Source organism: Pseudomonas sp. MWU349, from assembly GCF_017947325.1.
GTDB classification, from domain to species: Bacteria; Pseudomonadota; Gammaproteobacteria; order Pseudomonadales; family Pseudomonadaceae; genus Aquipseudomonas; species Aquipseudomonas protegens.
Genome location: NZ_JAFEVP010000005.1, coordinates 565,396 through 586,203, shown reverse-complemented (window position 1 = coordinate 586,203; position 20,808 = coordinate 565,396). Strand labels below are relative to the sequence as shown.

At 64.2% G+C, this 20,808-nt stretch carries 24 protein-coding genes; 14 read left to right on the top strand and 10 right to left on the bottom strand.

The genetic code is table 11. The features are described 5' to 3' along the window. The first annotated feature begins 57 nt into the window (after positions 1 to 57). Complete coding sequence (locus KCG88_RS22715; RefSeq protein WP_047283433.1) at positions 58 to 1,407, top strand: aryl-sulfate sulfotransferase; 1,350 nt, start codon at positions 58 to 60, stop codon at positions 1,405 to 1,407. 103 nt (positions 1,408 to 1,510) lie between these two features. On the opposite strand, the gene KCG88_RS22710 is transcribed toward KCG88_RS22715, so the two are convergent. From KCG88_RS22710 to KCG88_RS22690, 5 genes are all read right to left on the bottom strand, one after another. Beyond that, positions 1,511 to 1,825: a hypothetical protein gene (locus tag KCG88_RS22710; RefSeq protein WP_047283434.1), complete on the bottom strand. Its 315-nt coding sequence runs from the start codon at positions 1,823 to 1,825 to the stop codon at positions 1,511 to 1,513. Positions 1,826 to 1,836: 11 nt separating this feature from the next. Continuing rightward, the gene (locus KCG88_RS22705) at positions 1,837 to 2,265 is read right to left on the bottom strand and encodes an SMI1/KNR4 family protein (protein WP_246882782.1); all 429 of its coding nucleotides are present in this window, start codon (positions 2,263 to 2,265) and stop codon (positions 1,837 to 1,839) included. 104 nt (positions 2,266 to 2,369) lie between these two features. Next, positions 2,370 to 3,041 carry a hypothetical protein gene (locus tag KCG88_RS22700; protein ID WP_210713130.1) on the bottom strand — a complete coding sequence of 224 codons (672 nt, stop codon included), beginning with the start codon at positions 3,039 to 3,041 and terminating at the stop codon, positions 2,370 to 2,372. Positions 3,042 to 3,116: 75 nt separating this feature from the next. Continuing rightward, positions 3,117 to 3,332, bottom strand: a complete 216-nt coding sequence (locus tag KCG88_RS22695; RefSeq protein WP_047283436.1) for a helix-turn-helix transcriptional regulator — start codon at positions 3,330 to 3,332, stop codon at positions 3,117 to 3,119. Between the two features lie 9 nt (positions 3,333 to 3,341). Beyond that, on the bottom strand, positions 3,342 to 3,920 hold the full coding sequence (locus tag KCG88_RS22690) for a hypothetical protein (protein ID WP_047283437.1): 579 nt from the start codon (positions 3,918 to 3,920) through the stop codon (positions 3,342 to 3,344). Between the two features lie 227 nt (positions 3,921 to 4,147). On the opposite strand from KCG88_RS22690, the gene KCG88_RS22685 reads away from it, so the two are divergent. After that, entirely contained in the window at positions 4,148 to 4,399 is a 252-nt protein-coding gene (locus tag KCG88_RS22685) for a helix-turn-helix transcriptional regulator (protein ID WP_047283438.1), read from the top strand. Further along, positions 4,399 to 5,595, top strand: a complete 1,197-nt coding sequence (locus tag KCG88_RS22680) for a type II toxin-antitoxin system HipA family toxin (RefSeq protein WP_210713129.1) — start codon at positions 4,399 to 4,401, stop codon at positions 5,593 to 5,595. The genes KCG88_RS22685 and KCG88_RS22680 overlap by 1 nt, the downstream gene beginning before the upstream one ends. Positions 5,596 to 5,774: 179 nt before the next feature. On the opposite strand, the gene KCG88_RS22675 is transcribed toward KCG88_RS22680, so the two are convergent. From KCG88_RS22675 to KCG88_RS22660, 4 genes are all read right to left on the bottom strand, one after another. Next, complete coding sequence (locus tag KCG88_RS22675; protein WP_041115141.1) at positions 5,775 to 6,251, bottom strand: DUF6392 family protein; 477 nt, start codon at positions 6,249 to 6,251, stop codon at positions 5,775 to 5,777. Between the two features lie 150 nt (positions 6,252 to 6,401). Beyond that, on the bottom strand, positions 6,402 to 7,607 hold the full coding sequence (locus tag KCG88_RS22670) for a CynX/NimT family MFS transporter (protein WP_210713128.1): 1,206 nt from the start codon (positions 7,605 to 7,607) through the stop codon (positions 6,402 to 6,404). Continuing rightward, positions 7,594 to 8,055 carry a nucleoside deaminase gene (locus KCG88_RS22665; protein ID WP_011058602.1) on the bottom strand — a complete coding sequence of 154 codons (462 nt, stop codon included), beginning with the start codon at positions 8,053 to 8,055 and terminating at the stop codon, positions 7,594 to 7,596. The genes KCG88_RS22670 and KCG88_RS22665 overlap by 14 nt, the downstream gene beginning before the upstream one ends. A 27-nt stretch (positions 8,056 to 8,082) precedes the next feature. Continuing rightward, positions 8,083 to 8,745, bottom strand: coding sequence for an ankyrin repeat domain-containing protein (locus KCG88_RS22660; protein ID WP_047335387.1), 663 nt, complete (start codon positions 8,743 to 8,745; stop codon positions 8,083 to 8,085). 108 nt (positions 8,746 to 8,853) lie between these two features. On the opposite strand from KCG88_RS22660, the gene KCG88_RS22655 reads away from it, so the two are divergent. The 11 genes from KCG88_RS22655 (at position 8,854) to KCG88_RS22605 (ending at position 19,249) form a co-directional block, all read left to right on the top strand. After that, entirely contained in the window at positions 8,854 to 9,717 is an 864-nt protein-coding gene (locus tag KCG88_RS22655) for a LysR substrate-binding domain-containing protein (RefSeq protein ID WP_210713127.1), read from the top strand. A 513-nt stretch (positions 9,718 to 10,230) separates the two neighbouring features. Beyond that, positions 10,231 to 11,046, top strand: coding sequence for an energy transducer TonB (locus KCG88_RS22650; RefSeq protein ID WP_210713126.1), 816 nt, complete (start codon positions 10,231 to 10,233; stop codon positions 11,044 to 11,046). A gap of 55 nt (positions 11,047 to 11,101) precedes the next feature. Further along, the gene (locus KCG88_RS22645) at positions 11,102 to 11,827 is read left to right on the top strand and encodes a MotA/TolQ/ExbB proton channel family protein (RefSeq protein ID WP_011058606.1); all 726 of its coding nucleotides are present in this window, start codon (positions 11,102 to 11,104) and stop codon (positions 11,825 to 11,827) included. A gap of 1 nt (position 11,828) precedes the next feature. Next, positions 11,829 to 12,230: a biopolymer transporter ExbD gene (locus KCG88_RS22640; RefSeq protein WP_011058607.1), complete on the top strand. Its 402-nt coding sequence runs from the start codon at positions 11,829 to 11,831 to the stop codon at positions 12,228 to 12,230. 530 nt (positions 12,231 to 12,760) lie between these two features. Then, a complete protein-coding gene (locus tag KCG88_RS22635; protein ID WP_047283446.1) occupies positions 12,761 to 13,342 on the top strand; it encodes an alpha/beta hydrolase in 582 nt (193 codons plus the stop codon). 57 nt (positions 13,343 to 13,399) lie between these two features. Further along, positions 13,400 to 14,332: a sigma 54-interacting transcriptional regulator gene (locus KCG88_RS22630; RefSeq protein WP_210713125.1), complete on the top strand. Its 933-nt coding sequence runs from the start codon at positions 13,400 to 13,402 to the stop codon at positions 14,330 to 14,332. 602 nt (positions 14,333 to 14,934) lie between these two features. Further along, the gene (locus KCG88_RS22625) at positions 14,935 to 15,717 is read left to right on the top strand and encodes a MetQ/NlpA family ABC transporter substrate-binding protein (RefSeq protein ID WP_011058610.1); all 783 of its coding nucleotides are present in this window, start codon (positions 14,935 to 14,937) and stop codon (positions 15,715 to 15,717) included. A gap of 566 nt (positions 15,718 to 16,283) precedes the next feature. Then, on the top strand, positions 16,284 to 16,949 hold the full coding sequence (locus tag KCG88_RS22620; protein WP_210713124.1) for an amino acid ABC transporter permease: 666 nt from the start codon (positions 16,284 to 16,286) through the stop codon (positions 16,947 to 16,949). Then, positions 16,930 to 17,589, top strand: a complete 660-nt coding sequence (locus KCG88_RS22615) for an amino acid ABC transporter permease (RefSeq protein WP_011058612.1) — start codon at positions 16,930 to 16,932, stop codon at positions 17,587 to 17,589. The genes KCG88_RS22620 and KCG88_RS22615 overlap by 20 nt, the downstream gene beginning before the upstream one ends. Next, positions 17,586 to 18,368, top strand: a complete 783-nt coding sequence (locus tag KCG88_RS22610) for an amino acid ABC transporter ATP-binding protein (protein WP_047335393.1) — start codon at positions 17,586 to 17,588, stop codon at positions 18,366 to 18,368. The genes KCG88_RS22615 and KCG88_RS22610 overlap by 4 nt, the downstream gene beginning before the upstream one ends. Then, complete coding sequence (locus KCG88_RS22605; RefSeq protein WP_047283450.1) at positions 18,365 to 19,249, top strand: transporter substrate-binding domain-containing protein; 885 nt, start codon at positions 18,365 to 18,367, stop codon at positions 19,247 to 19,249. The genes KCG88_RS22610 and KCG88_RS22605 overlap by 4 nt, the downstream gene beginning before the upstream one ends. Before the next feature lie 129 nt (positions 19,250 to 19,378). Here KCG88_RS22605 and KCG88_RS22600 read toward each other — a convergent pair whose 3' ends face one another. After that, entirely contained in the window at positions 19,379 to 20,575 is a 1,197-nt protein-coding gene (locus KCG88_RS22600; RefSeq protein WP_047335395.1) for an AAA family ATPase, read from the bottom strand. Positions 20,576 to 20,808 lie beyond the last annotated feature (233 nt).

Here is a 20,808-nt window from a genome sequence, read left to right as displayed (position 1 = left end):
TTTCGCACCTTGCGCCGGGTTCTCCGGCGCCTTTCGACTTGAACAGGAGTGCTTGTCATGTTGCGCCTCACCACCGCTTTGCCCCTGCTGCTGTCCACCGCCCTGCTGGCCTCGGCGGTGCAGGCCGCGCCCAGCGTCTACCCCACCGGCGTCACTCGCTACGACCCGGCCAGGGCCTATAACCAGTACGTGATCTTCAGTGGGGCCGATAGGCAGACCCACCTGATCGACATGAACGGCAACGAAGTGAAGCACTGGCCCCAGGCCGGTTTCCCCTCGGCCATCATCGACCCGCAGCTGGTGGGCGGCGAGCGTGGCCGGGTGCTGTTGCAGCTCAAGGACAAGGAGCCCGGGCCCCTGGGTTCGGCGGGCAACGGCCTGGGCAACCAGAGCGTCGGCGAGCTGGACTGGAACGGCAAGCTGGTATGGCAGTGGGGCGACCAGGCCCCGGGCGGTGCGGCCCAGCAGCATCATGACCAGCGCCGGCTGAGCAACGGCAACACCCTGGTACTGGCCAACAAGGTGCACAAGGTGGCGGGGTTCAAGGTGCCCCAGGTGATCGACGACGCGATCTATGAAGTCAGCCCCGAGGGCCAGGTCAAATGGCAGTGGCTGGCCTCCGAACACCTCAAGGAATTCGGCTTTACCCCGGCGCAACTGAAGCTGGTGTACGGCACCGACAACCCGGACTACCTGCACATCAACAACCTCAGCGTGGTGGGCCCCAACCCGTGGTTCGACGCCGGGGATAAACGCTTCGCCCCGGACAACCTGCTGATCGATTCGCGCAACGCCAACTTCATCGCCATCCTCGACAAGCACAGCGGCAAGGTGGTCTGGCGCCTGGGGCCGAACCTGTTGCCGATCAACCCCAAGACCGCCGCCACGGTGCCGCGCCCGGTGGACCAGTTCGTCGGCCAGCATGACGCCCACATCATTCCCGCCGGCTTGCCGGGGGCCGGGCACCTGCTGGTGTTCGACAACCAGGGCACCGCCGGTTACCCCTCGGTGCCGTTGGGGCTGATCGCCGGCTCCCGGGTGCTGGAGATCGACCCGATCAAGAACCAGATCGTCTGGCAGTACAGCGCCGCCAGTTCCCGGCAGCCGGGCTGGGCTTTCTACAGCTCGTTCATCAGCAGTGCGCGGCGCCTGCCCAACGGCAATACCCTGATCGATGAAGGCATGAACGGGCGCTTCTTCCAGGTGACGGCCGGCGGTGAAATCGTCTGGGAATACGTCAGCCCCTATCTGGGCAAGGCCCCGGGCAGCGAGGCCATCAGCAACTGGGTGTACCGCGCCTTGCCGGTGAGTTACGACTGGGTGCCCCAGGGCACGCCCCGTTCGGAAACGGCAGTGAGCGTGCCGGAGTCGGGGTTGAAACAGGCCAGTACCAGCGCGGGGATCTGAGCGTGAGGCCGTGCCGTGGCGCCCGTTAGGTCGGGATGACGCCCTGACGGGAGCAAGCGCCCTCGCCACACAATGAGGTGCGGGAGCAGACCTGGGCAGAGCCTCAGAAGTAGAAGTACAGGCCGGTGTCGCGTTCCAGGGCCAGTCGATTCAGGGCGATCAGCGTGTGGATAAGTTCGTCCCCGGGCGTCGCGGCCCGCATCAGGATCGACAGGGCCGTGACCAGGGCGGCCTGGCCCTGGATCGAGGCGTCTTCGTAGTCATCGATCAGGGTGCCCAGGGCGCGGTTCAGGCTCGGTAGCAGGTCGCTGCGGGACAGGGCTGCCCACTGCTCCGGGGACAGCGCCAGTTCCTCCAGGTCGCCTGGCAGGCACTGGTCCAGGTCCAGGCGTTGCTGGGCCTCTTTGCTGGTAGGCACGACTATCCACTTCATGGCTGCCACAGCTCGACAAAGGCCTTGAAATCGCCGGCCACCGGGTAACGGCTGGTGCTCTCGGGGTCGAAAATTTCCACCGCCACGGCCGGGCTGTTGAAGTCCAGGCAGATCAGCAGGCCACCGGCATCCCGGGCAATCGGCAGGCAACCGGCGGCGAGCCCCGGCACACGGCCAGGGCTGGCGTACCAGAGCAGGGTCCAGGGTTGGCTGCTCAGGCCGAATTCGAAGAACTCGCTGATACAGGTGTAGCCACCTTCATAGGCGAAGCCGCCGATCCCCGGCGTGGCGGCCTCGGCGTATTGCACCAGCTCCAGGTACAGCGATGGAAACTCGACGCCGAGGCGTTGTTGCACCTGGGCGATCAACTGTTCGTCCACCGCCGATCCGGGTTCTATTTCCCAGGCAGTCCAATCCAGGGGCATGTTCGACCTGTGCTTTGTCGTTGAGGGGGCTGCGCCCGCGCGAGGGGGATCGGGCGGGCGGCGAGGGGCGATTGTAGGCGTGCTGGCCGGTGCGCGGTAGGCGCTTATTTGCAGCTATGGCCTTCGGGCAGGGTGACGGTGTATTTGCGCTGCACCCGGTTGCGGAAGTCCAGGTTGTCCAGGCTCTCCTGTACCAGGAAATCCTCGACCTTGGCGTCCTGGCAGTCCTCGTTATAGGACGAGGCCCGCAGCAGGAATACCGTGCGCCGGCTCTGCTCGTCCTTGGCCTTGATGTTGAAGGTCGACAGGGTGGTGTAGCCGGTGCGCTCCGAGGAACCCACCGGGCCCCAGGTGGTGGTCGGGGTGCTGTTGCACACCAGGTTCTTGTCTTTATGGGTGCTCTGCTTGCACACCGTCTTGGTGCTGCTGGGCACCTGGCCGTAGTCGGTGGCGGTGTAGCGGTAGCTGACCTTTTCACTGCCCACGTCGAGGGTGAAGTTCATTCGGAACGGCGGAGGGTTCTTGGGCAGCGACGTATCGGTGTAGACCTGCTTGAAACCCATGCCATGCAGGGCGGCGACCATGTCGCGCAGGTAGTAGCTGGCGTTGAGGCCGTGGGCATCGTTGGCTCCGTTGATGCTTACCAGCACCGGGGCCTGAGGGTCGAAGTAGTAGTCCGGGGCCGGAGTGGCGGCAATCGCCACTTCGAGTTTGTTGGCGCAGCCGGTCAAAAGACAGGCGAGCAAAAGCAGCGGGCAGAGCAGGTAGCGAGTCATGAATAAGCCAATGTGCAACGTGAGGAATGGATAAGGCTTTAACGATCGAGACTCGGTTCGAACAAACGCGGGGGGTTACGCAGGCTCGTTGGCCTGATACTCCAGCAGGTCGCCGGGTTGGCAGTCGAGTGCAGCGCAGAGTTTGTCCAGGGTCTCGATTTTCATCCCCTTGACCTTGCCATTTTTCAGCAACGACAGATTCGCCTCGGTAATGCCCAGGATGGCGGCCAGCTCTTTGGAGCGAATCTTGTTTTTAGCCATGACAACGTCAAGCCGAACGATAATGGTCATCTCATTGTTCTATATGTAGTGACTGTGCTCATCACTGAGGACTTTGGCGTCGCGCATGATAATGGAAAACGAGCAGAGCAAGATTCCTTTGACCACCTCATAGGCGGCGTAAGACGAGAAGCCCGCGGAGATCTGCAGGATGCGCTGGCCGGGCGGCAGGTCGATGGACAGGGCCAGGCCTTGCAGGGTTTCCATCATCGGGAACGTGGCCGGGGCGACGATCCACAGCATGCCCACGCGCCAGAGGATGCGGATGTTGCGATCGCTCCAGGTTTCGCCGCGCGACAAGCGCAGGAAGAACACCCCGGTCAGGTACAGGGCGAAGCTCGACAGCAGCAACGGCAGGAAGTCGAGAATCACCAGCAGGGTGAAGCTTGCGGACGAGAGTTTGAAGTCGGCTTCCAGCAGGCGCGGCGAGTGGTCGGCGAAGACGCTGAGCAAGGCGCCCAGGACCTGGTCCTTGTTGTAGATCCACATTCCGGCGTTGCCACCGACCTCGACTACACCCATGACCCAGGCCAGGATCGCGGCCAGCAGGCCGACCCGTCGTAAGCGGTATTGGGCCGAGCCGTTGATTTGGGAGTGCATGCGTTATTCCTTGCAAAACGTTGGGGGTGGCGAATTATTGATAAAAAATTATCGAATTACAATAATTTATTTTCAATAGTCGTCGCCACTTCAGGCCAGGAATCATGCGGTGGCGAGGGAGCTTGTTCCCGCTCGGGTGGCCGGCGTCCCGGCGCTCAGTGGTGCTTTGATTTTCTGCTATGTTAGGTATACGTTACATGCATTCAATTTTGTTACGCATATAGAACATGGACTACTTTCTTATCACCGCGCGCCTTGGCGAGCAGGTTCGCCAGCATCGTCTGCACCGTGGCCTGACCCAAGCCGGCCTGGCCGCCTTGGCGGGCGTGACCCGGCAGAAGGTCATCGCCATCGAGCGGGGCGACTTGTCGGTGGGCATGGCGGCCTATGCGCGGGTGCTGGGAGCCCTGGACTGTGAATTCACCCTGGTGCCTGCCGCGATGCCCACATTGGACGAGATCCAGGGAGTGTTCGACTGATGGCCACGGTGCTGCAGGTAGCTACCCCGGCCGGTGAGAGCGGGAAAATCCGCCGTGGCGCTGGCGATTATCTGTTTCGCTATCACGATGATGCCCGGGCACAGGCGGCGATCAGCCTGTTGATGCCTGTGCGTCTGGATGACTACCGTTATCGGGAGTTGCACCCGATCTTCCAGATGAACCTGCCCGAAGGCTATGTGCTGGAACAATTGCGCAACCGCCTGGCCAAGGTGGTGAAGGTCGACCCGATGTTGCTGCTGGCGCTACCCGGCAGCAGCGCGCCGATCGGGCGGGTCGCGGTGAGCTCGCCCGAAGTCGATGAGCTGTTGCAGCGACAGCAGTTTCCCGGGGAAAAACTGCAAGAAATCCTCGCGTGGGATGGCACCGAGGATATCTTTGCCGACCTGGTGGACCGCTACATCCTGCGTGCCGGGATATCCGGCGTGCAGCCCAAGGTCATGGTGCCGGAACGGCCTGATGCTGGGGCGCCGCGTTTTACCTCGAACACCTGCGAACTGATCATCAAGAGCGGTCGGGATGAGTTTCCGGGGTTGGCGATCAATGAATTCCTGTGCATGTCGGTGGCCAGGGAGGCGGGGATGGCGGTGCCCGAGTTCTACCTCTCCGATAACGCCAAACTGTTCGTCATGCGCCGCTTCGATCGGGATGAGCAGCTCGGTTGCCTGGGGTTTGAAGACATGGCGGCGTTGATGGGGCTGGGGGCGCAGCAGAAATACAGCAAGAGCTATTCGGCCATTGCCAAGGCCGTCCGCCTGTTCTGCCCGCCTGAGCAGGTGCAAGGTTCACTGGCGCAGTTGTTTGCCATGGTCAGCCTGAGCTGCATTGTGGGAAATGGCGATGCTCACCTGAAGAACTTCGGGCTGTTGTATTCCGATCCTGGCCAGCGCGATGCGCGGCTGGCGCCGGCCTATGACATCGTCAACACCACGGCCTACATCCCGCAGGACGTGCTGGCCCTGGATCTGCTGGGCAACAAGTCCCTGTTTGCTTCGCGGCAGGGGTTGCTGGAGTTTGCCAAGGTCTGTGATGTGGCTCGTCCGCAAGAGGTCATTCGCGGGCAGTTGGACGCGCTGGAGCGGGTGTTGAGCCGATCGGCCGAATGGGGCGAACGTGCACCGCATGTCGTCGCGGCGATCCGGCACTGTGCCGAGCCCTTCATGAAAACCTTTGGCTAATGCCTTTGTCGCCGGGCCGTGCGTTACGGCGGCCTACCGGCCACCACGTACCCTGTAGCCGCTGCCGAGCCTGGGAGGCTGCGAAAAGGACCGCAGGGCCTTGCTTGGCGATCTCGCGCCGGTCCTCTGATGCCTGGCGGATCGCCGCGAGTCTCCACGAGCCACGCTGTGTGGCCGAATCAGTCGCGCTGCGGCTCCAGCAAGTCGAACGACAGGACCTTGATCTGCAGGTCGGCGCTATAGACGAACCCAACCCGCGCACCGGGATGCAGGTGCTCCGGCAGGCGGTAGCTCTCCCAGGCGTTGAGCGTGTATTGCCCATCGGCTGATGGCCTGCGCTCCCCCGATCGCAGAGGCGTACCCAGCAGGTTGCGGATGTCGGCGCGGGTCATGCTGCGCGAGAACGGGGCGGGCAGTTCGCCCCTGTAGAACGAGCGCCCCTGTTCAAGGGGCATGAGTTCGATCAATACCTTTTCCAGGGCCAGGCTGTCTTCCCAGAAGTCCAGCATCAGGCCGGGCTCGACGATCACGGTCAGCCATTCGAATTCATCGTAGATCTTGTCCGTCGGGGTCTCGATGCGTTCTCCCCGGGCGATCAGTTCTTCATGGCTGAGCCCCAGGCTGCTTACCCAGCGGCCGATCGTTGCAGCGTCCATCGCTATTCCTGTGTCCTGAATTGAGTGTGTGCCCGTTGTCGCGAGTGGCGTCGGCGGCCGATCTTAGCCGGTCGAGAAGGATAGTGGTGCTGTGGCGACATGAAGAACGCCGCCTGCCGTGCTGGCAGGCGGTGGGTTCAAGGGCCGGTGTCAGGCCGGTTGGGGCGCGGTATCGAGCTGGGCCCGGGCCTGATAGCTGGCGGGGCTGAAGATCCGGGTCAGAAGCAGCATCGCCAGGACACCCACGATCAGCACCCACCAGGCGCTGACAAAGCTGCCGGTGACTTGCCGCAGCCAGCCGCTGAGCCATGGCGAGACGGCGTTGATCAGAAAGCCCACGCCCTGGACAAAAGCCGCCAGTTGCCCGGCTTCCCGAGGGTCGCGCCGGTGATCCAGGGTGAGGATCAGGCTCAGGGCAAAGCACGCTCCTAGGCCGAAGCCGATCAGCGCCACCCACAGGTGCGGGCTCTGCAAGGGCCACAGCACCAGCCCGAGAAAACCCGCGGCCTGGGCCGCGAGGCTGATGCCCAGCAGCGGGCGGCGGTCCCTGCTGCGCTGGGCCAGGGCCGGCATCAGCAGGGCGGCGGTCACTTGGAAAATGGTCATGAAGGCCAGCAGCGAACCGCTCTGGCTGGCGCTCCAGCCCATCTGCAGGTAGTAGGCCGGCAACCAGGCCACCATGCTCATATAGCCGCAGTTCACCAGGCCGAAATACAACGCCAGCAGCCAGGCGCGGCGGTTGTTCCAGAGCCCGGCCAGGGGCGCCGGGCTGGCGTTGCGGCGGCCGGCGCCCAGGGGCAGGCACAGCCACAGCAGCAGGGCGGCCATGGCTGGCAGCACCCAGATGCCCAGCCCCACTTGCCAGTGGGCGAAGTGGCTGGCCACCTGCGGGCTGAGCAGGGCGGCAATGCCGCCACCGCCCATCAGCGAGGCCGAGTAGACGCCCATGGCCAGGGCCACCCGGTGCTGGAACTGGCGCTTGATCAACGCCGGCACCAGGGCCTGGATCAAGGCCACCCCGGCGCCGCCGAGCAGGGCGGTGGCGAGCAAGGCCGCGGCCTGGCCGAAGAACAGCCGCACCCCGCAGGCCAGCAGCACCAGCAGCAAGCCCAGGGAAACGCCCCGGCGCTCGCCCAGGCGGGCTTCGATGCGTACACCGAGCAAGGCCACCAGGCCCATGCAGATCACCGGCAGGCTGGTGAGCCAGGCGCTGCTCTGGAAGCTCATGCCGGTGGCGCCGCGGATCTCGTTGAGCAGCGGGCTGACCGAGCTGAGGATCGGCCGCAGGTTCAGCCCCAGGCACACCAGCAGGGCCCAGCCGGCCCAGCGCTGGAAGGTGGATTCAGTTCGCTGCATGACGCTCCTGCCAATCCTGGTAGAGGGCGCTCATCGCTGCCTGGGGCAGGTGCAGCACCGGCAGGCGCTGGGCTTCCAGGGGCTTGCTCAGTTGTTGGTAGATGGCCGCGGTGGACAGGCCGAACGGCTCCGCTTGCTCATTGCTGGCAGCGAATACCGCGCGGGACACGCCGCACAGGTACATGGCGGCCAGGCACATGGGGCAGGGCTGGCCGCTGGCGTAGATCACGCAATCATCCAGGCGCGGGCCCAATTGCCTGCTGGCGGCGCGGATGGCCAGCATCTCGGCGTGGGCGGTGGGGTCCTGGCTGAGGTGGATTTCATTCACCGCCTCGGCCAGTACCCGGCCGTTGCGCACCAGCAATGCGCCGAACGGGCGGCCGCCCTGTTCGACATTGCGCCGGGCCAGTGCCACGGCCTGTTGCAGGTAGTGTTGATCGTCGTGCATGCAAGGTTCCTTCAAAGGGGGGCGGGCTCAGGCAGCGCCGGCATCGCGCAGCAGCTTGGCGATGGCGCTCTGGCCACGGCGCTCGGCCTGTTGCAGCGGGCTGAGGCCGGCGCGGTCCGGCAGGTTCAGGTCGGCGCCGGCGGCAATCAGTTGGGCGACGATCTGTTGGTGCGCCGGGCCGCCGTCGGACAGCACGATGGCTTCCATCAGGCAGGTCCAGCCCAGGTGGTTGACGTGGTCCAGCTCGACGCCGGCCTCGATCAGCAGGCGTACGGTTTCCACGTGGCCGCGTTCGCAGGCCGGGATCAGCGCGGTGCCGCCGTAGCGGTTGGTGCTCTTGAGGTCGGCGCCGTGGGCCAGGGTCAGCTTGAGGATTTCGTTGTGACCGCTGGCGCCGGCCAGCAGGTAGGGGCTGTCCTGGATCAGGTTCTTGCGGTTGACGTCGGCCCCGGCCTCGATCAGCGCCCGGGCGATGTCGATGCGATTGTCCCGGGTGGCCACCAGCAGCGGGCTGCTGCCATCCAGGCCACGGCCATCGAGCGCCGCGCCTTGCTCAAGCAACTGTTGCACCTGCTGCAGTTGCCCCTTGCGTACCGCTTCCAGCAACGCGCCATCGCTGGCCATGACCACCCCCGCAGTGAACAGGCCGGCGGCGATCAGGCCGCGTTTGAGAAAACGCTGGAGTTGCATGAGAACCTCCCGTTCCGGCTGATGAAAGGGAAGTATGGTGACGGCCCTGGGTATTCTGAAATTAAATATAATCATGCCAACCAGTGGCAGTCAGGATGGTAGGTCAACATGTTGGATCCGGTGTTGTTACGCAGTTTTGTCGCGGTCGCCGACAGCCAGAACTTCACCCGCGCCGCCGAGCGCCTGCACCTCACCCAGTCCACTGTGAGCCAGCAGGTGCGGCGCCTGGAAGAGAGCCTGGGCTGCCAGTTGCTGGACCGTGACCAGCGCCGGGTGGTGGCCACGGTGGAGGGCGAGCGGCTGCTGGCCTACGCCCGGCGCATCCTGGCGCTGCATGAAGAGGCCAGCGATATGCTGGTCAACCAGCGCGGCGAAGAAGTCCTGCGCCTCGGGGTGCCGGAAGATTTCGCCGCCGAGCGCCTGATGCCCATGCTCTCGCGCTTTGGCCTGGACTACCCGGCAGTGCGCCTGGAGGTCAGCAGCGGCCTGGGCCCGGAGCTGTTGCGCCAATACCGGCGGGGTGAGTTCGACCTGCTGCTGGTCAAGCAGATGGGCCACAGCGACGACTGCGTGGAGTCCTGGCCCGAGCCTTTGTGCTGGGTCGACAGCCTGCACCACCCGGCCTTCGGTCGCGATCCGCTGCCGTTGGTGGCTTTCCCGGTGGGCGGGTTGTATCGCCAGGAAATGCTCCATCACCTGGAGGTCGGTGGCTGGCCGTGGCGCATCGCCTATTCCAGCGCCAGCCTGGCCAGCGTCTGTTCGGCGGTGGCGGCGGGCCTGGGCATCAGCCTGCTGCCGATACGGGTGCTGGGCAAGGGGCATCGCGTGCTCGACGCCGCCAGCGGCTTGCCGGACATCCAGGGCGTGCGCCTGGCGCTGTACGCCGGCAGTGGCCTGAGCCGGGCCGGCAAGGCGTTACAGGAACAGTTGCGGGCAGTGGCAAGCGTCAAGCCGCAAGTGGCCAGGCGATGACTGTCTGCTGGTTGGCCAGGTTCGTCTGCGCCAGGGCTGTACCGGCCGATCATCCGGGGGGCGAGTTCCAGAACAGGTTCGTCTAGCCCTCGCGCGTTTGATAACAGGCGGCCCCCGGGATCTCGTCGCCTGATGCCGGAGCACAGTGCCCCAGCACCCCTGGGATGCTCCTTCAGAAGATTGTTCAAGCAGCGCAAGGGCTGATCCTGAGGGGGCGCTGCTGTTTGGAGAGCTGTTCCCTTCCCCCCGCCAAGCGGCTTGTTTCGATGCTTTGCGGGAATATTTTCGATGCCCGCAAGGCATGGTGTTTTTCTCTCCTGGCTGCAGCCCTTGAATCACGGGGCCTGGGGCTTTTTCGCGAATTCAAATATTCGATTTCGATCTATCTATAACTTGAAAGATTACTTTAAGAGATAAGCGCGAGGCACTGATCATTGGCCCCGCGGCACCGTGGCGTGGGGGCAGTTCAAACGCCGGTGCCGGGTTTTTCAAAAGATCGTAGGGAGTGAATCCATGGGCAATGTCCAGACCGCCGCCAGTGCACACGAGGTGCTGTGGCGCCAGGCACCGAGCGGCGAGTTGGTCGACCTCGGCCGGCCTCACCGCTTGCCGCTGGGCCAATTGCGTCTGCAACGCACGCCCAAGGGGATATTGCGTCGCCGTGAGGCCATCATCCTCGGCGCTGCGGCCCTGGTACTGCACGCGGCGGTGATCTATTGGCTGAGCCAGAAGCCGACCCCTGTGCTGCCGATCGTGCCGCCGGAAATCCCGCCCATGACCATCGAGTTCTCGCGCCCGGCGCCACCGGTGGTCGAGCCCCCACCGCCACAGCCGGTACAGCCGGTGGTGGAGCCGCCACCGCCAGTGGAGGACGAGCTGGCCGTGAAGCCGCCACCGCCCAAGCCGGTGCCCAAACCCAAACCCAAGCCGGTGCCCAAGCCCGAGCCGAAACCTGCGCCCAAACCGGTGCAGCAGACTCCGGCGCCGCCACAGCCCGCAGCCCCGGTAGCCGCTCCGGCTCCGCCCGCGCCACCGGCCCCGGCCCCCGTGACCCCGGCTTCGGCCAGCGCCGCGTACCTGAAGAACCCGGCGCCGGAATATCCGTCGCTGGCCCAGCGTCGCGGTTGGGAAGGCACGGTGCTGCTGCGGGTGCATGTACTGGCCAGCGGCAAGCCGGGCGAGATCCAGATCCAGAAGAGCAGTGGTCGCCAGCAACTCGATGACGCGGCCCTGGCTGCGGTCAAGCGCTGGAGTTTCGTCCCTGCCAAGCAAGGCGACGTGGCCCAGGACGGCTGGGTCAGCGTACCCATAGATTTCAAGATTCATTGAGCCGCAAGGCCGATCAACCAACACGCGCTAAACGCTTACACAGAGGGAACACATCATGACGTTACTGGCATCTCCACTGGAATCCATCGAAAGCGCGGTGATCTGGCTGTTGGTGGTCTTCTCCGTCGCCACTTGGGGCCTGGCCCTGGTCAAGGGCGTGCAGTTCGCCCGCCTCAAGTCCCAGGATCGCAAGTTCCACAATCAGTTCTGGGCAGCGTCCAGCCTCGACTCCGCTGCCTCGTTGAGTGAAACCCAGCCCGGCGCGGCGGCCCGGGTGGCCCAGGCCGGCTATGCGGCGATCCAGGTTGGCGAAGCGCCCCACGCGGCGGACCTGAGCCAGGCAATCAACCACCAGGACCGTCTCGAACGTGCCCTGCGCCAGCAGATCGTGCGTGAGCGTCGTTCCCTGGAAACCGGCCTGGCGGTGGTTGCCAGTATCGGCAGTACCTCGCCCTTCATCGGCCTGTTCGGCACCGTGTGGGGGATCATGGAAGCCTTGAAAGGCATCAGCGCCGCCGGTTCGGCGAGCCTGGAAACCGTGGCCGGCCCCATTGGCGCAGCCCTGGTGGCGACGGGGGTGGGGATCGCCGTCGCAGTGCCGGCGGTGCTGGTCTACAACTACTTCCTGCGGCGCCTGAAGCTCACGGCCGCGGACCTGGACGACTTCGCCCACGACTTCTACAGCCTGGCGCAGAAGAACTCCTTCCGCGTGCTGATCCACCCGAGCGTGCACAAGGCCGCGGCCCAGGGCAGCCCGCAAAAAGTGAAGGAGGCGTCCTGACATGGCCTTTTCCACCCAAGACAGCGATGAAGTGCTGAGTGAGATCAACGTCACGCCATTGGTGGACGTGATGCTGGTGCTGCTGGTGGTGTTCATCGTCACCGCGCCGCTGCTGACCAACGCCATTCCGATCAACCTGCCCAAGACCGAGGCCGTGGCCCCGGTGGAGCAGAAAGACCCACTGGTGGTGAGCATCGACGGTGCCGGCAAACTCTTTATCAACAAGGACGAGATCCAGCCGGACCTGCTGGAAACCAACTTGCAAGCGGCCAAGGCCAAGGACCCGCAAGTGCGGGTCCAGCTGCAGGCCGACGATGGCGTCAACTACGGCGAAGTGGCCCGGGCCATGGCGTCCATCGAGCGTGCGGGCATCACCAAACTGTCGGTGATTACCGCGCGCTGAGACCGAGCAACAACGCCACGACTTTTCAGGCCGTCTCCTTGGCAGGGTGCGGCCTTTTTTTTGCCTGGCGAAAAGCCCCCGCAAGGCCCCCACCGAAATCACGCCAGCTGTAGGAGCTGGCTTGCCAGCGAAGGCGTCCTTGAGCGCGACGCAAGGCTTGCGGGCCCTTTCGCCGGCAAGCCGGCGCCTACAAGAACACCACCGAAATCACGCCAGCTGTAGGAGCTGGCTTGCCAGCGAAGACGTCCTTGAGTGCGACGCAAGGCTTGCGGGCCCCTTCGCCGGCAAGCCGGCTCCTACAAGAACACCGCCGTAATCGCGCCAGATGTAGGAGCTGGCTTGCCAGCGAAGACGTCCTTGAGTGCGACGCAAGGCTTGCGGGCCCTTTCGCCGGCAAGCCGGCTCCCACGGAGGCCGGGGGACTTTTTATATTCATTTAAGGTATTAATAAATAGCTTCTTATTCCTTAACGAATATAAATCCCCTCCCTATACTCGTTCGGGAACAGACACGCAGCAGGAGAGTTCCCCATGCGCAACGAATCCATTCGCTACTTGATTGTGCCGGGCTGGCAAGGATCGCCAGAAGATCATTGGCAAACCCACTGGCAGAACAGCCTGCCCAACAGCGCGCGGGTGGAGCAGGCCGACTGGCTGACGCCGCGCCGCGAAGATTGGGTGGCGGCCCTGGCCGAGGCCATTGCCGCCGACGACACTCCGGTGATCCTGATTGCCCACAGCCTGGGTTGCATTACCGTGGCTCATTGGGCCGCGCGTGCGCCCGTAGCGGCCCTGCGCCAGGTGCGCGGTGCGTTGCTGGTGGCCCCGGCGGACGTCGAGCGTCCGGCCTGTGCCCCGGCGCTGCGCAATTTCGCGCCGATCCCCCGGCACCTGCTGCCGTTCCCCAGCCAAGTGATCAGCTCGGATAACGACAGTGCCGTGAGCGCGCCGCGGGCCCTGGAACTGGCCCGTGACTGGGGCGCCGAAGCCGGGATCCTGGCCGGCGCCGGTCATATCAACGTCAAGTCCGGCCACCATCGCTGGGAGCAGGGTTTCGCCTATCTGTACCGCTTGCAGAACCGCATGGAACAACACGCCCTGCGTCGTGCCTGATCGTCCTTTTTTCGTTTAAACGCCCCGTCCCCCGGCGGTCCGGGGCGGGAGCCTGCCATGAGTGCCCATACCCCATTCGGTCAGCCGTTGCTGACCTTCCCCGATGCCGAGAAAAGCCCCCTGAGCATCCGCGCCAAGGCGCTGGTGTTCGTCGACCCGCGCTCGCGGCAGTTGCGCGCGGAGCTGGAGCAGCTGGCGCCGCGTTCGGTTTCGGTGCTGATCCGTGGCGAAACCGGCACCGGCAAGGAACTGCTGGCCCGGCACATCCACCGTGCCAGCGATCGCAGTGGCTTGTTCGTCTCGGTGAACTGCGGCGCCATCAGCCCGACCTACGCCGACGCCGAACTGTTCGGTTATGCCGCCGGCAGTTTCAGCGGGTCGGCCAGCAGCCGCGCCGGCTGGTTCGGTTCGGCCAACGGCGGGACCCTGTACCTGGATGAAATCGGTGACCTGCCGCTGCCAATCCAGACCAAGCTGCTGGCCGCCCTGGAGAACCACGAAGTGACCCGGGTCGGCGCCCAACAGCCAAGCCCGGTGGATGTGCGCTTGGTGGCGGCCACCAGCATCGACCTGGCCCAGGCGGTGGCGGCGGGCAAGTTTCACGAGCGCCTGTATCGCTACCTCAGCGAAGGCCAGCTGGAACTGCCGGCGCTGCGGGAACGGGTGGGAGACATCGAGTCCCTGGCCGAATACTTCCTCGGCATCTACAGCCAGCGCCTGGACCTGCCGGTGCCGCTGATCAGCGAAGCCGCGCAGCAGGTGCTGGAGCGCCACAGCTGGCCGGGCAACACCCGGGAGCTGGAGAACGTCATCCACTTTGCGCTGCTGGTGAGCAGCGGCGAGGAAATTCTTCCCGAGCACCTCAACCTGCCACCGACGCCCTCGCCGCTGGAGCAGATCCAGCCGTTGTTACAGCAGATCGCCGAGACCGGATCCGCTGCCGAGCGCCAGGCGCTGCACCAGCTGCTGCAACGCGCCAACCTGTCCTGAACCCCCAGCCATCGTAGGAGCTGGCTTGCCAGCGAAGGCGTTCGCCAGGGCGATGCAGGGCCTCAGGGCCTCTTCGCCGGCAAGCCGGCTCCTACCAAGACGACTTCAAATCCGACCCGTAGGAGCTGGCTTGCCAGCGAAGGCGTACACAAGGGCGATGCAGGGCCTGGGGGCCTCTTCGCCGGCAAGCCGGCTCCTACCAAGACGACTTCAGATCCGATCCGTAGGAGCTGGCTTGCCAGCGAAGGCGTTCGCTAGGGCGATGCAAGGCCTCAGGGCCTCTTCGCCGGCAAGCCGGCTCCTACCAAGACGACTTCAGATCCGATCCGTAGGAGCTGGCTTGCCAGCGAAGGCGTTCGCCAGGGCGATGCAAGGCTTCAGGGCCTCTTCGCCGGCAAGGCTGGCCCGGCAGGTGGGAAATCGCAGGCTAGAGCGCTGGGAGGCTGTATGAACAAAATGGAATATGAACGTGAATAAAAGATATTGTTCGGGAATAAAAAATCTCGGTATTGTCCGCTTCACGCCAGCAGTGGCACTTCACTGGCACCTCAATCAGTTCCCTATTTGAAGCCGTCGTCGACCTCGACACCTAAGGACCTTGCATGAAAAAAGTTCTGTTGTTCACCGCACTGGCGGCAGCCCTGAGCGCAGGTATCGCCCAGGCTGGCGAGAAGCTGGTGGTCGCTGCAACCCCGGTGCCCCACGCCGAGATCCTCGAGCTGATCAAGCCGACCCTGGCCAAGGAAGGCGTGGACCTGGAAATCAAGGTCTTCACCGACTACGTGCAGCCCAACGTGCAGGTCGACCAGAAGCGCCTGGACGCCAACTACTTCCAGACCCTGCCCTACCTGAAAAGCTTCAACGAAGGCAAAGGCACCCACCTGGAAACCGTGATCGGCGTGCACGTCGAACCTTTCGGCGGCTACTCGAAGAAGGTCAAGACCCTGGCCGAGCTGAAAGATGGCGCAACCATCGCCATCCCCAACGAAGGCAGCAACAGCGGCCGTGCCCTGATCCTGCTGCAGAAGGCCGGCCTGATCGAGCTCAAGGACCCGAAGAACGCCGTGGCCACGCCCAAGGACATCGCCAAGAACCCGCACAACTTCAAGTTCAAGGAACTTGAATCGGCCATGCTGCCGCGGGTCCTGGACCAGGTTGACCTGGACATGATCAACACCAACTACGCCCTGGAAGCCGGCCTGAACCCGGCGAAGGATGCGCTGATCATCGAAGGTTCCGATTCGCCTTACGTGAACTACCTGGTGGCCCGCCCGGACAACAAGGACAGCCCGGCCATCCAGAAGCTGGCCAAGGCCCTGACCAGCCCGGAAGTCAAAGCCTTCATCGAGAAAAAATACAGCGGCGCGGTATTGCCGGCGTTCTGATGAACTAGGCTACAGACGCGACAGACCCCTTCAAGGTTTAAACGCCGACGGCTAGCACAGCGTCGGCGTTTTTTATTGCGCCCGCAAAAACCTTAGGAGCCGGCCGGGCGGCGTCCTGCTTGCCGGCGCAGAGGCCCTTGAGCCTTGCATCGCCCTTACGGGCGCTTTCGCTGGCAAGCCAGCTCCTACACAAGCCAGCGTCTACACAGGGGCGTTTTTGGCGGTGGGCTGGGTGGCCCGGCGCAGGGCTGCCAGCCATTTCATCAGTTCATGGGGGTCCAGGGGTTGCGGGGTCTTTGCATCGGCCATGGTGGTCGTCCTTGAGAAGTGCAGCGTCCAGTGGGGCTGTTCGAGCGCGAAAGAACCCGGCAGGCCCGGCAGAGAAGGTAGTAGCTGCGCGCCAGCCCGGCAAATCCGCGGGTTAGGTTTTTGGGTGATATCAATATGCCTTAACGGTATTTAAATTCTGCTTTTTATAGCTATAAAGTCGCGGCAGCCGGGCGGTTACCCATCGCCCCATGGACTGCACCACCGCCGCTGTACCCCAGCGGCGTCCAGGACTTTCAATGACCCTCGACTACGCCTTTATCCTCAGCACCCTGCCGGCCTTTGTCAAAGCCGTTGGGGTAACCCTGCAGGTCGGCCTGATCGCCATCGGCACTTCCCTGCTGGTGGCCCTGATCAACGCCACGCTCCTGGTATTTCGCACCCCTTACCTGCACCGGCTGATCGGCCTGTACGTGGAACTGGCGCGCAACACACCGCTGCTGATCCAGCTGTTCTTCGTCTACTTCGCCTTGCCGGCCCTGGGGATCAAGGTCTCCGGCTTCACCGCGGCGATCATCACCATGACTTTTCTTGGCGGCGCCTACCTCACCGAGGTGCTGCGGGCCGGCGTGGAAGCCGTGCCCCAGGCGCAGCTGGAGTCGGGGCGCTCCATCGGCCTGTCGCAGTGGCAGTTGCTGCGCTACGTGATCCTGCCCCAGGCCGGGATCCTCAGCCTGCCATCGCTGTTCGCCAATTTCATTTTCCTGCTCAAGGAAACCACCGTGGTCTCGGCGGTGGCGGTGCCGGAAATTCTCTACACCACCAAGAGCTACATCGCCCTGTACTACAAGACCTACGAAATGCTCGCGGTGCTGACGCTGATCTGCGTGCTCTTGTTCCTGCCCCTGTCGCTGTTGCTCAGCCGTCTGGAAAGGAGGTTGCAGCATGGCCAGTTCGGGTCTTGAGCTGTTGCTGGTGTCCCTGCCGCAACTGGCCAGGGGCGCTGCGCAGACCTTGTCGATTTCCTTGCTGAGCATTGCCTTCAGCACCCTGGGCGGCGTGCTCTATGGCGTGCTGCGCAGCCTGCAGCGCAAGGTGCTGGACGTGCCGCTGCGGATCTACCTGGAGCTGTTCCGGGCCATTCCGGTGCTGGTCTGGCTGTACCTGCTGTTCTTCGGTTTTCCGATCTTCTTCGGCCTCAGCATTCCCAGCTTCACCTGCGCGGTGCTGGTGCTGTCGCTGTGGGGCGCCAGCGAGGTCGGCGAGGTGGTGCGCGGGGCGCTGCAGTCCCTGCCCCGGGGCCAGCGTGAGGCAGGGCTGTCCATCGGCCTTTCCGGTGCCCAGTTGTACGGCTACGTGTTGCTGCCCCAGGCGTTGAAACGCATGACGCCACCGACCATCAACGTCTACACGCGAATCATCAAGACCAGTTCCCTGGCAGTGCTGATCGGCGTGGTGGACGTGATCAAGGTCGGCCAGCAGATCATCGAGCGCACCTACGAGTCGGTGCTGATCTACGGCGTGCTGTTTCTGTTTTTCTTCTTTATCTGCTACCCGTTGTCGGCCGCCTCCCGCGTGCTGGAACGGCGCTGGACGCAAGCATGAGCGCATTGATCGAGTTCCAGGGTTTCAACAAGTTCTTCGGCCCGCAGCAGGTGCTCAAGGAAGTGGACCTCTGCGTGGCGGCAGGTGAGGTGATCGTCATCCTCGGCCCCAGCGGCTGCGGCAAGAGCACCTTGCTGCGCTGCCTCAACGGCCTGGAAAGTGCCCACAGCGGCCACCTGCGTTTTGCCGGGCGCGAGCTGCTGAGCCCCGCCACCGACTGGCGCCAGGTGCGCCAGCAGATCGGCATGGTGTTCCAGAGCTATCACCTGTTTCCCCACATGAACGTGCTGGACAACATCCTCCTGGGGCCGCTCAAGGTGCAGAAGCGCGAGCCCCGGGAAGCCCGGGCCCAGGCCGAGGCGCTGCTGGAACGGGTGGGCCTGCTGGACAAGCGCGAGGCCTTTCCCCGGCAGCTTTCCGGCGGCCAGCAGCAACGCATCGCCATCGTCCGTTCGTTGTGCATGAACCCCCAGGTGATGCTGTTCGACGAGGTCACCGCGGCACTGGACCCGGAGATGGTCAAGGAAGTGCTGCAAGTGATCCAGGGCCTGGCCCGCGACGGCATGACCCTGTTGATCGTCACCCATGAAATGGCCTTCGCCCGGGCCGTGGCCGACCGTGTCGTGTTCATGGACGGTGGGCGCATCGTGGAACAGAACACCCCCGAGGCTTTCTTCACGAACCCGCAGAGCGCACGCGCGCAGCAGTTCCTGGAGAAGTTCTCCTTCGTTGAAGCACTGCCCAAGAAAGCCCCTAAAAAGGAACTGGAGCTCTTATGAAAACTGCCAAGTCTTCGCTGTTGTTACTGCCGCTGTTCGGTCTGGCCCTGCTGGCCGGCTGCGATAAATCCAATGATGCACCCAAGCCTGCGGCCACGGCCGCCAGTGCCGCTCCGGCGGCCGGCTACCTGGACAAGATCAAGGCCCGGGACAAGCTGATCGTTGGCGTGTTCACCGACAAGCCGCCGTTCGGTTTCGTCGATGAAGCCGGGCGCTATGTGGGTTTCGATACCGACATCGGCCGGCGATTCGCCAAGGACCTGTTGGGGGACGAGAACAAGGTTGAATTCGTCGCCGTGGAACCGGCCAGCCGCATTCCCTTCCTGCAGAGCGACAAGGTCGACCTGATCCTGGCCAACATGACCGTGACCCCGGAGCGCAAGGAAGCGGTGGAATTCACCAACCCCAACCTCAAGGTGGCGGTCCAGGCCCTGGTGCCTGAAGGCAGTGAAGTGAAGAGCCTGGATGACCTGGCGAGCCGCACCACCATCGTCACCACCGGCACCACCGCCGACCTGTGGCTGACCCAGAACCACCCGGACTGGAAGCTGCTCAAGTTCGAGAAGAACACCGAATCCCTGCAGGCCCTGGCCAACGGTCGCGGTGACGCCTATGCCCAGGACAACCTGATCCTGTTCAGCTGGTCCAAGCAGAACCCGGGCTACCGTGTATTGCCGCAGACCCTGGGCGAACAGGCACCGATCGCCCCGGCGGTGAAGAAGGGCAACATCGAATTGCGGGATTGGGTGAATGCCGAACTGGCCAAGCTGGGCGAGGAGAAGTACCTGCTCAAGCTGTATGACCAGTACGTGCGCAAGGAACTGAGCGACGACACCAAGCCTGAGAGCGTGATTGTCGAAGGCGGCAAGTGGCAGGGTTGATCCTGCCCGACCTGTAGGAGCTGGCTTGCCAGCGAAGGCGTCCGCGAGAGCGGTGCAGGGCTTGAGGGCCTCTTCGCCAGCAAGCTGGCTCCTACGGGGGGCCTGGCAGTCGGGGCCGGCGGGGAGGGTTCAATCGGGCCAGTGCCACGCCGGTTCGTCCAGCATGCGCTGGCCGACGATGCCGGTCTGGCCCAGTTCTTTCTCCAGCACGATGCAGTTGCATTCGGGGTCTTGCTGCAGGGCCGCGATCAGCCGCCGGGCGTGGGACACCACCCACACCTGGCACTGCTGCGAGGCGCGAATGATCAGGCGCGCCAGGGCCGGCAACAGGTCCGGGTGCAGGCTGGTCTCCGGTTCGTTGAGCACCATCAGGGTCGGTGGCCGTGGGGTCAGCAGGGCCGCTACCAGCAATAGGTAGCGCAAGGTGCCGTCGGACAGTTCCGCGGCCGACAACGGTCGCAACAAGCCTTCCTGATAGAACTGCACCCCGAACAGCCCTCCCGGAACGGCATCGATCTCCAGCCGCGACTCGGGGAAGGCATCGCTGATGGTTTCGTGCAATGCCTGCTGATCGCCCACTTCGATGATGGTCTGCAACGCGGCGGCCAGGTCCCGGCCATCGTGGTGCAGCACCGGGGTGCGGGTGCCCAGTTGTGGTCGGCGCGCGGGTGCCTGGCTGTCGGTGCGCAAGTGGTCATAAAAACGCCAGCCACGGATCTGCTCACGCAGATGCAGGACCTCGGGCGATGAACTCAGGTTGCCCACCCCGTCGAACAGGCTGTCGCCGCTGCTTGTGTGCTGCGCCAGCACCTCCCATTGTCGGCCCGCACGGGCTCGTATCATCGGGCCCTGGCGGTCCACCAGGGCACTGGCCGAGCGGTACAGGGGCCCGGCCCAGATGCTCTCGCGCTTGATCCACGGGTCGAGAGTGAAGCGCGAGGCAATCGGCGAGCTGTGCCCGGGCAACATGAAATGGCCGCTGGAATCCGGCAGCCCCAGGCTGATCGCGTACCCGAAGTCCTCACCGGCAAAGCCCAGTTGCAGGCGTCTGGCGGCCTTGCGCGGCCCGCCCTGGATCGGCACCTCGCCCTGGCTCATGCGTCGGCTGATCTGTTCCGGCCCGGCCCAATACGTCGATTCCAGCCCGCCTTCCTTGGCCAGGGCGTTGACCACGCCGCCCTGGGCGGTCTCCGCCAGCAGGCGCAGGGCGCGGTACAGGTTGGACTTGCCGCTGCCGTTGGCGCCGGTGACCAGGTTCAGCCGACCCAGGGGAATCACCAGTTTGTTGATGGAGCGGTAGTTGGCCACCGCCAGGGTCTTGAGCATGCCGGATCTCCTGTTGCGTGGCGCGCAGTGTGCCTCATTTGTAGAGCGGGAGCTTGCTTGCGGCTGCCCTTGAAACCGCCGTTGTGCTTGCCAGGGCAGAGCGCGTCGAGGGCCGTTGCGGTTGCTGCGCCCCGGGGCGCCGGCCGGCCGAACGGGAGCAAGTTCGCGCCACCGAAACCCTCACTGATGAGACTGGCGTGCAGCGGTTGAACCCTGTTCTAAGCTCACAGTCG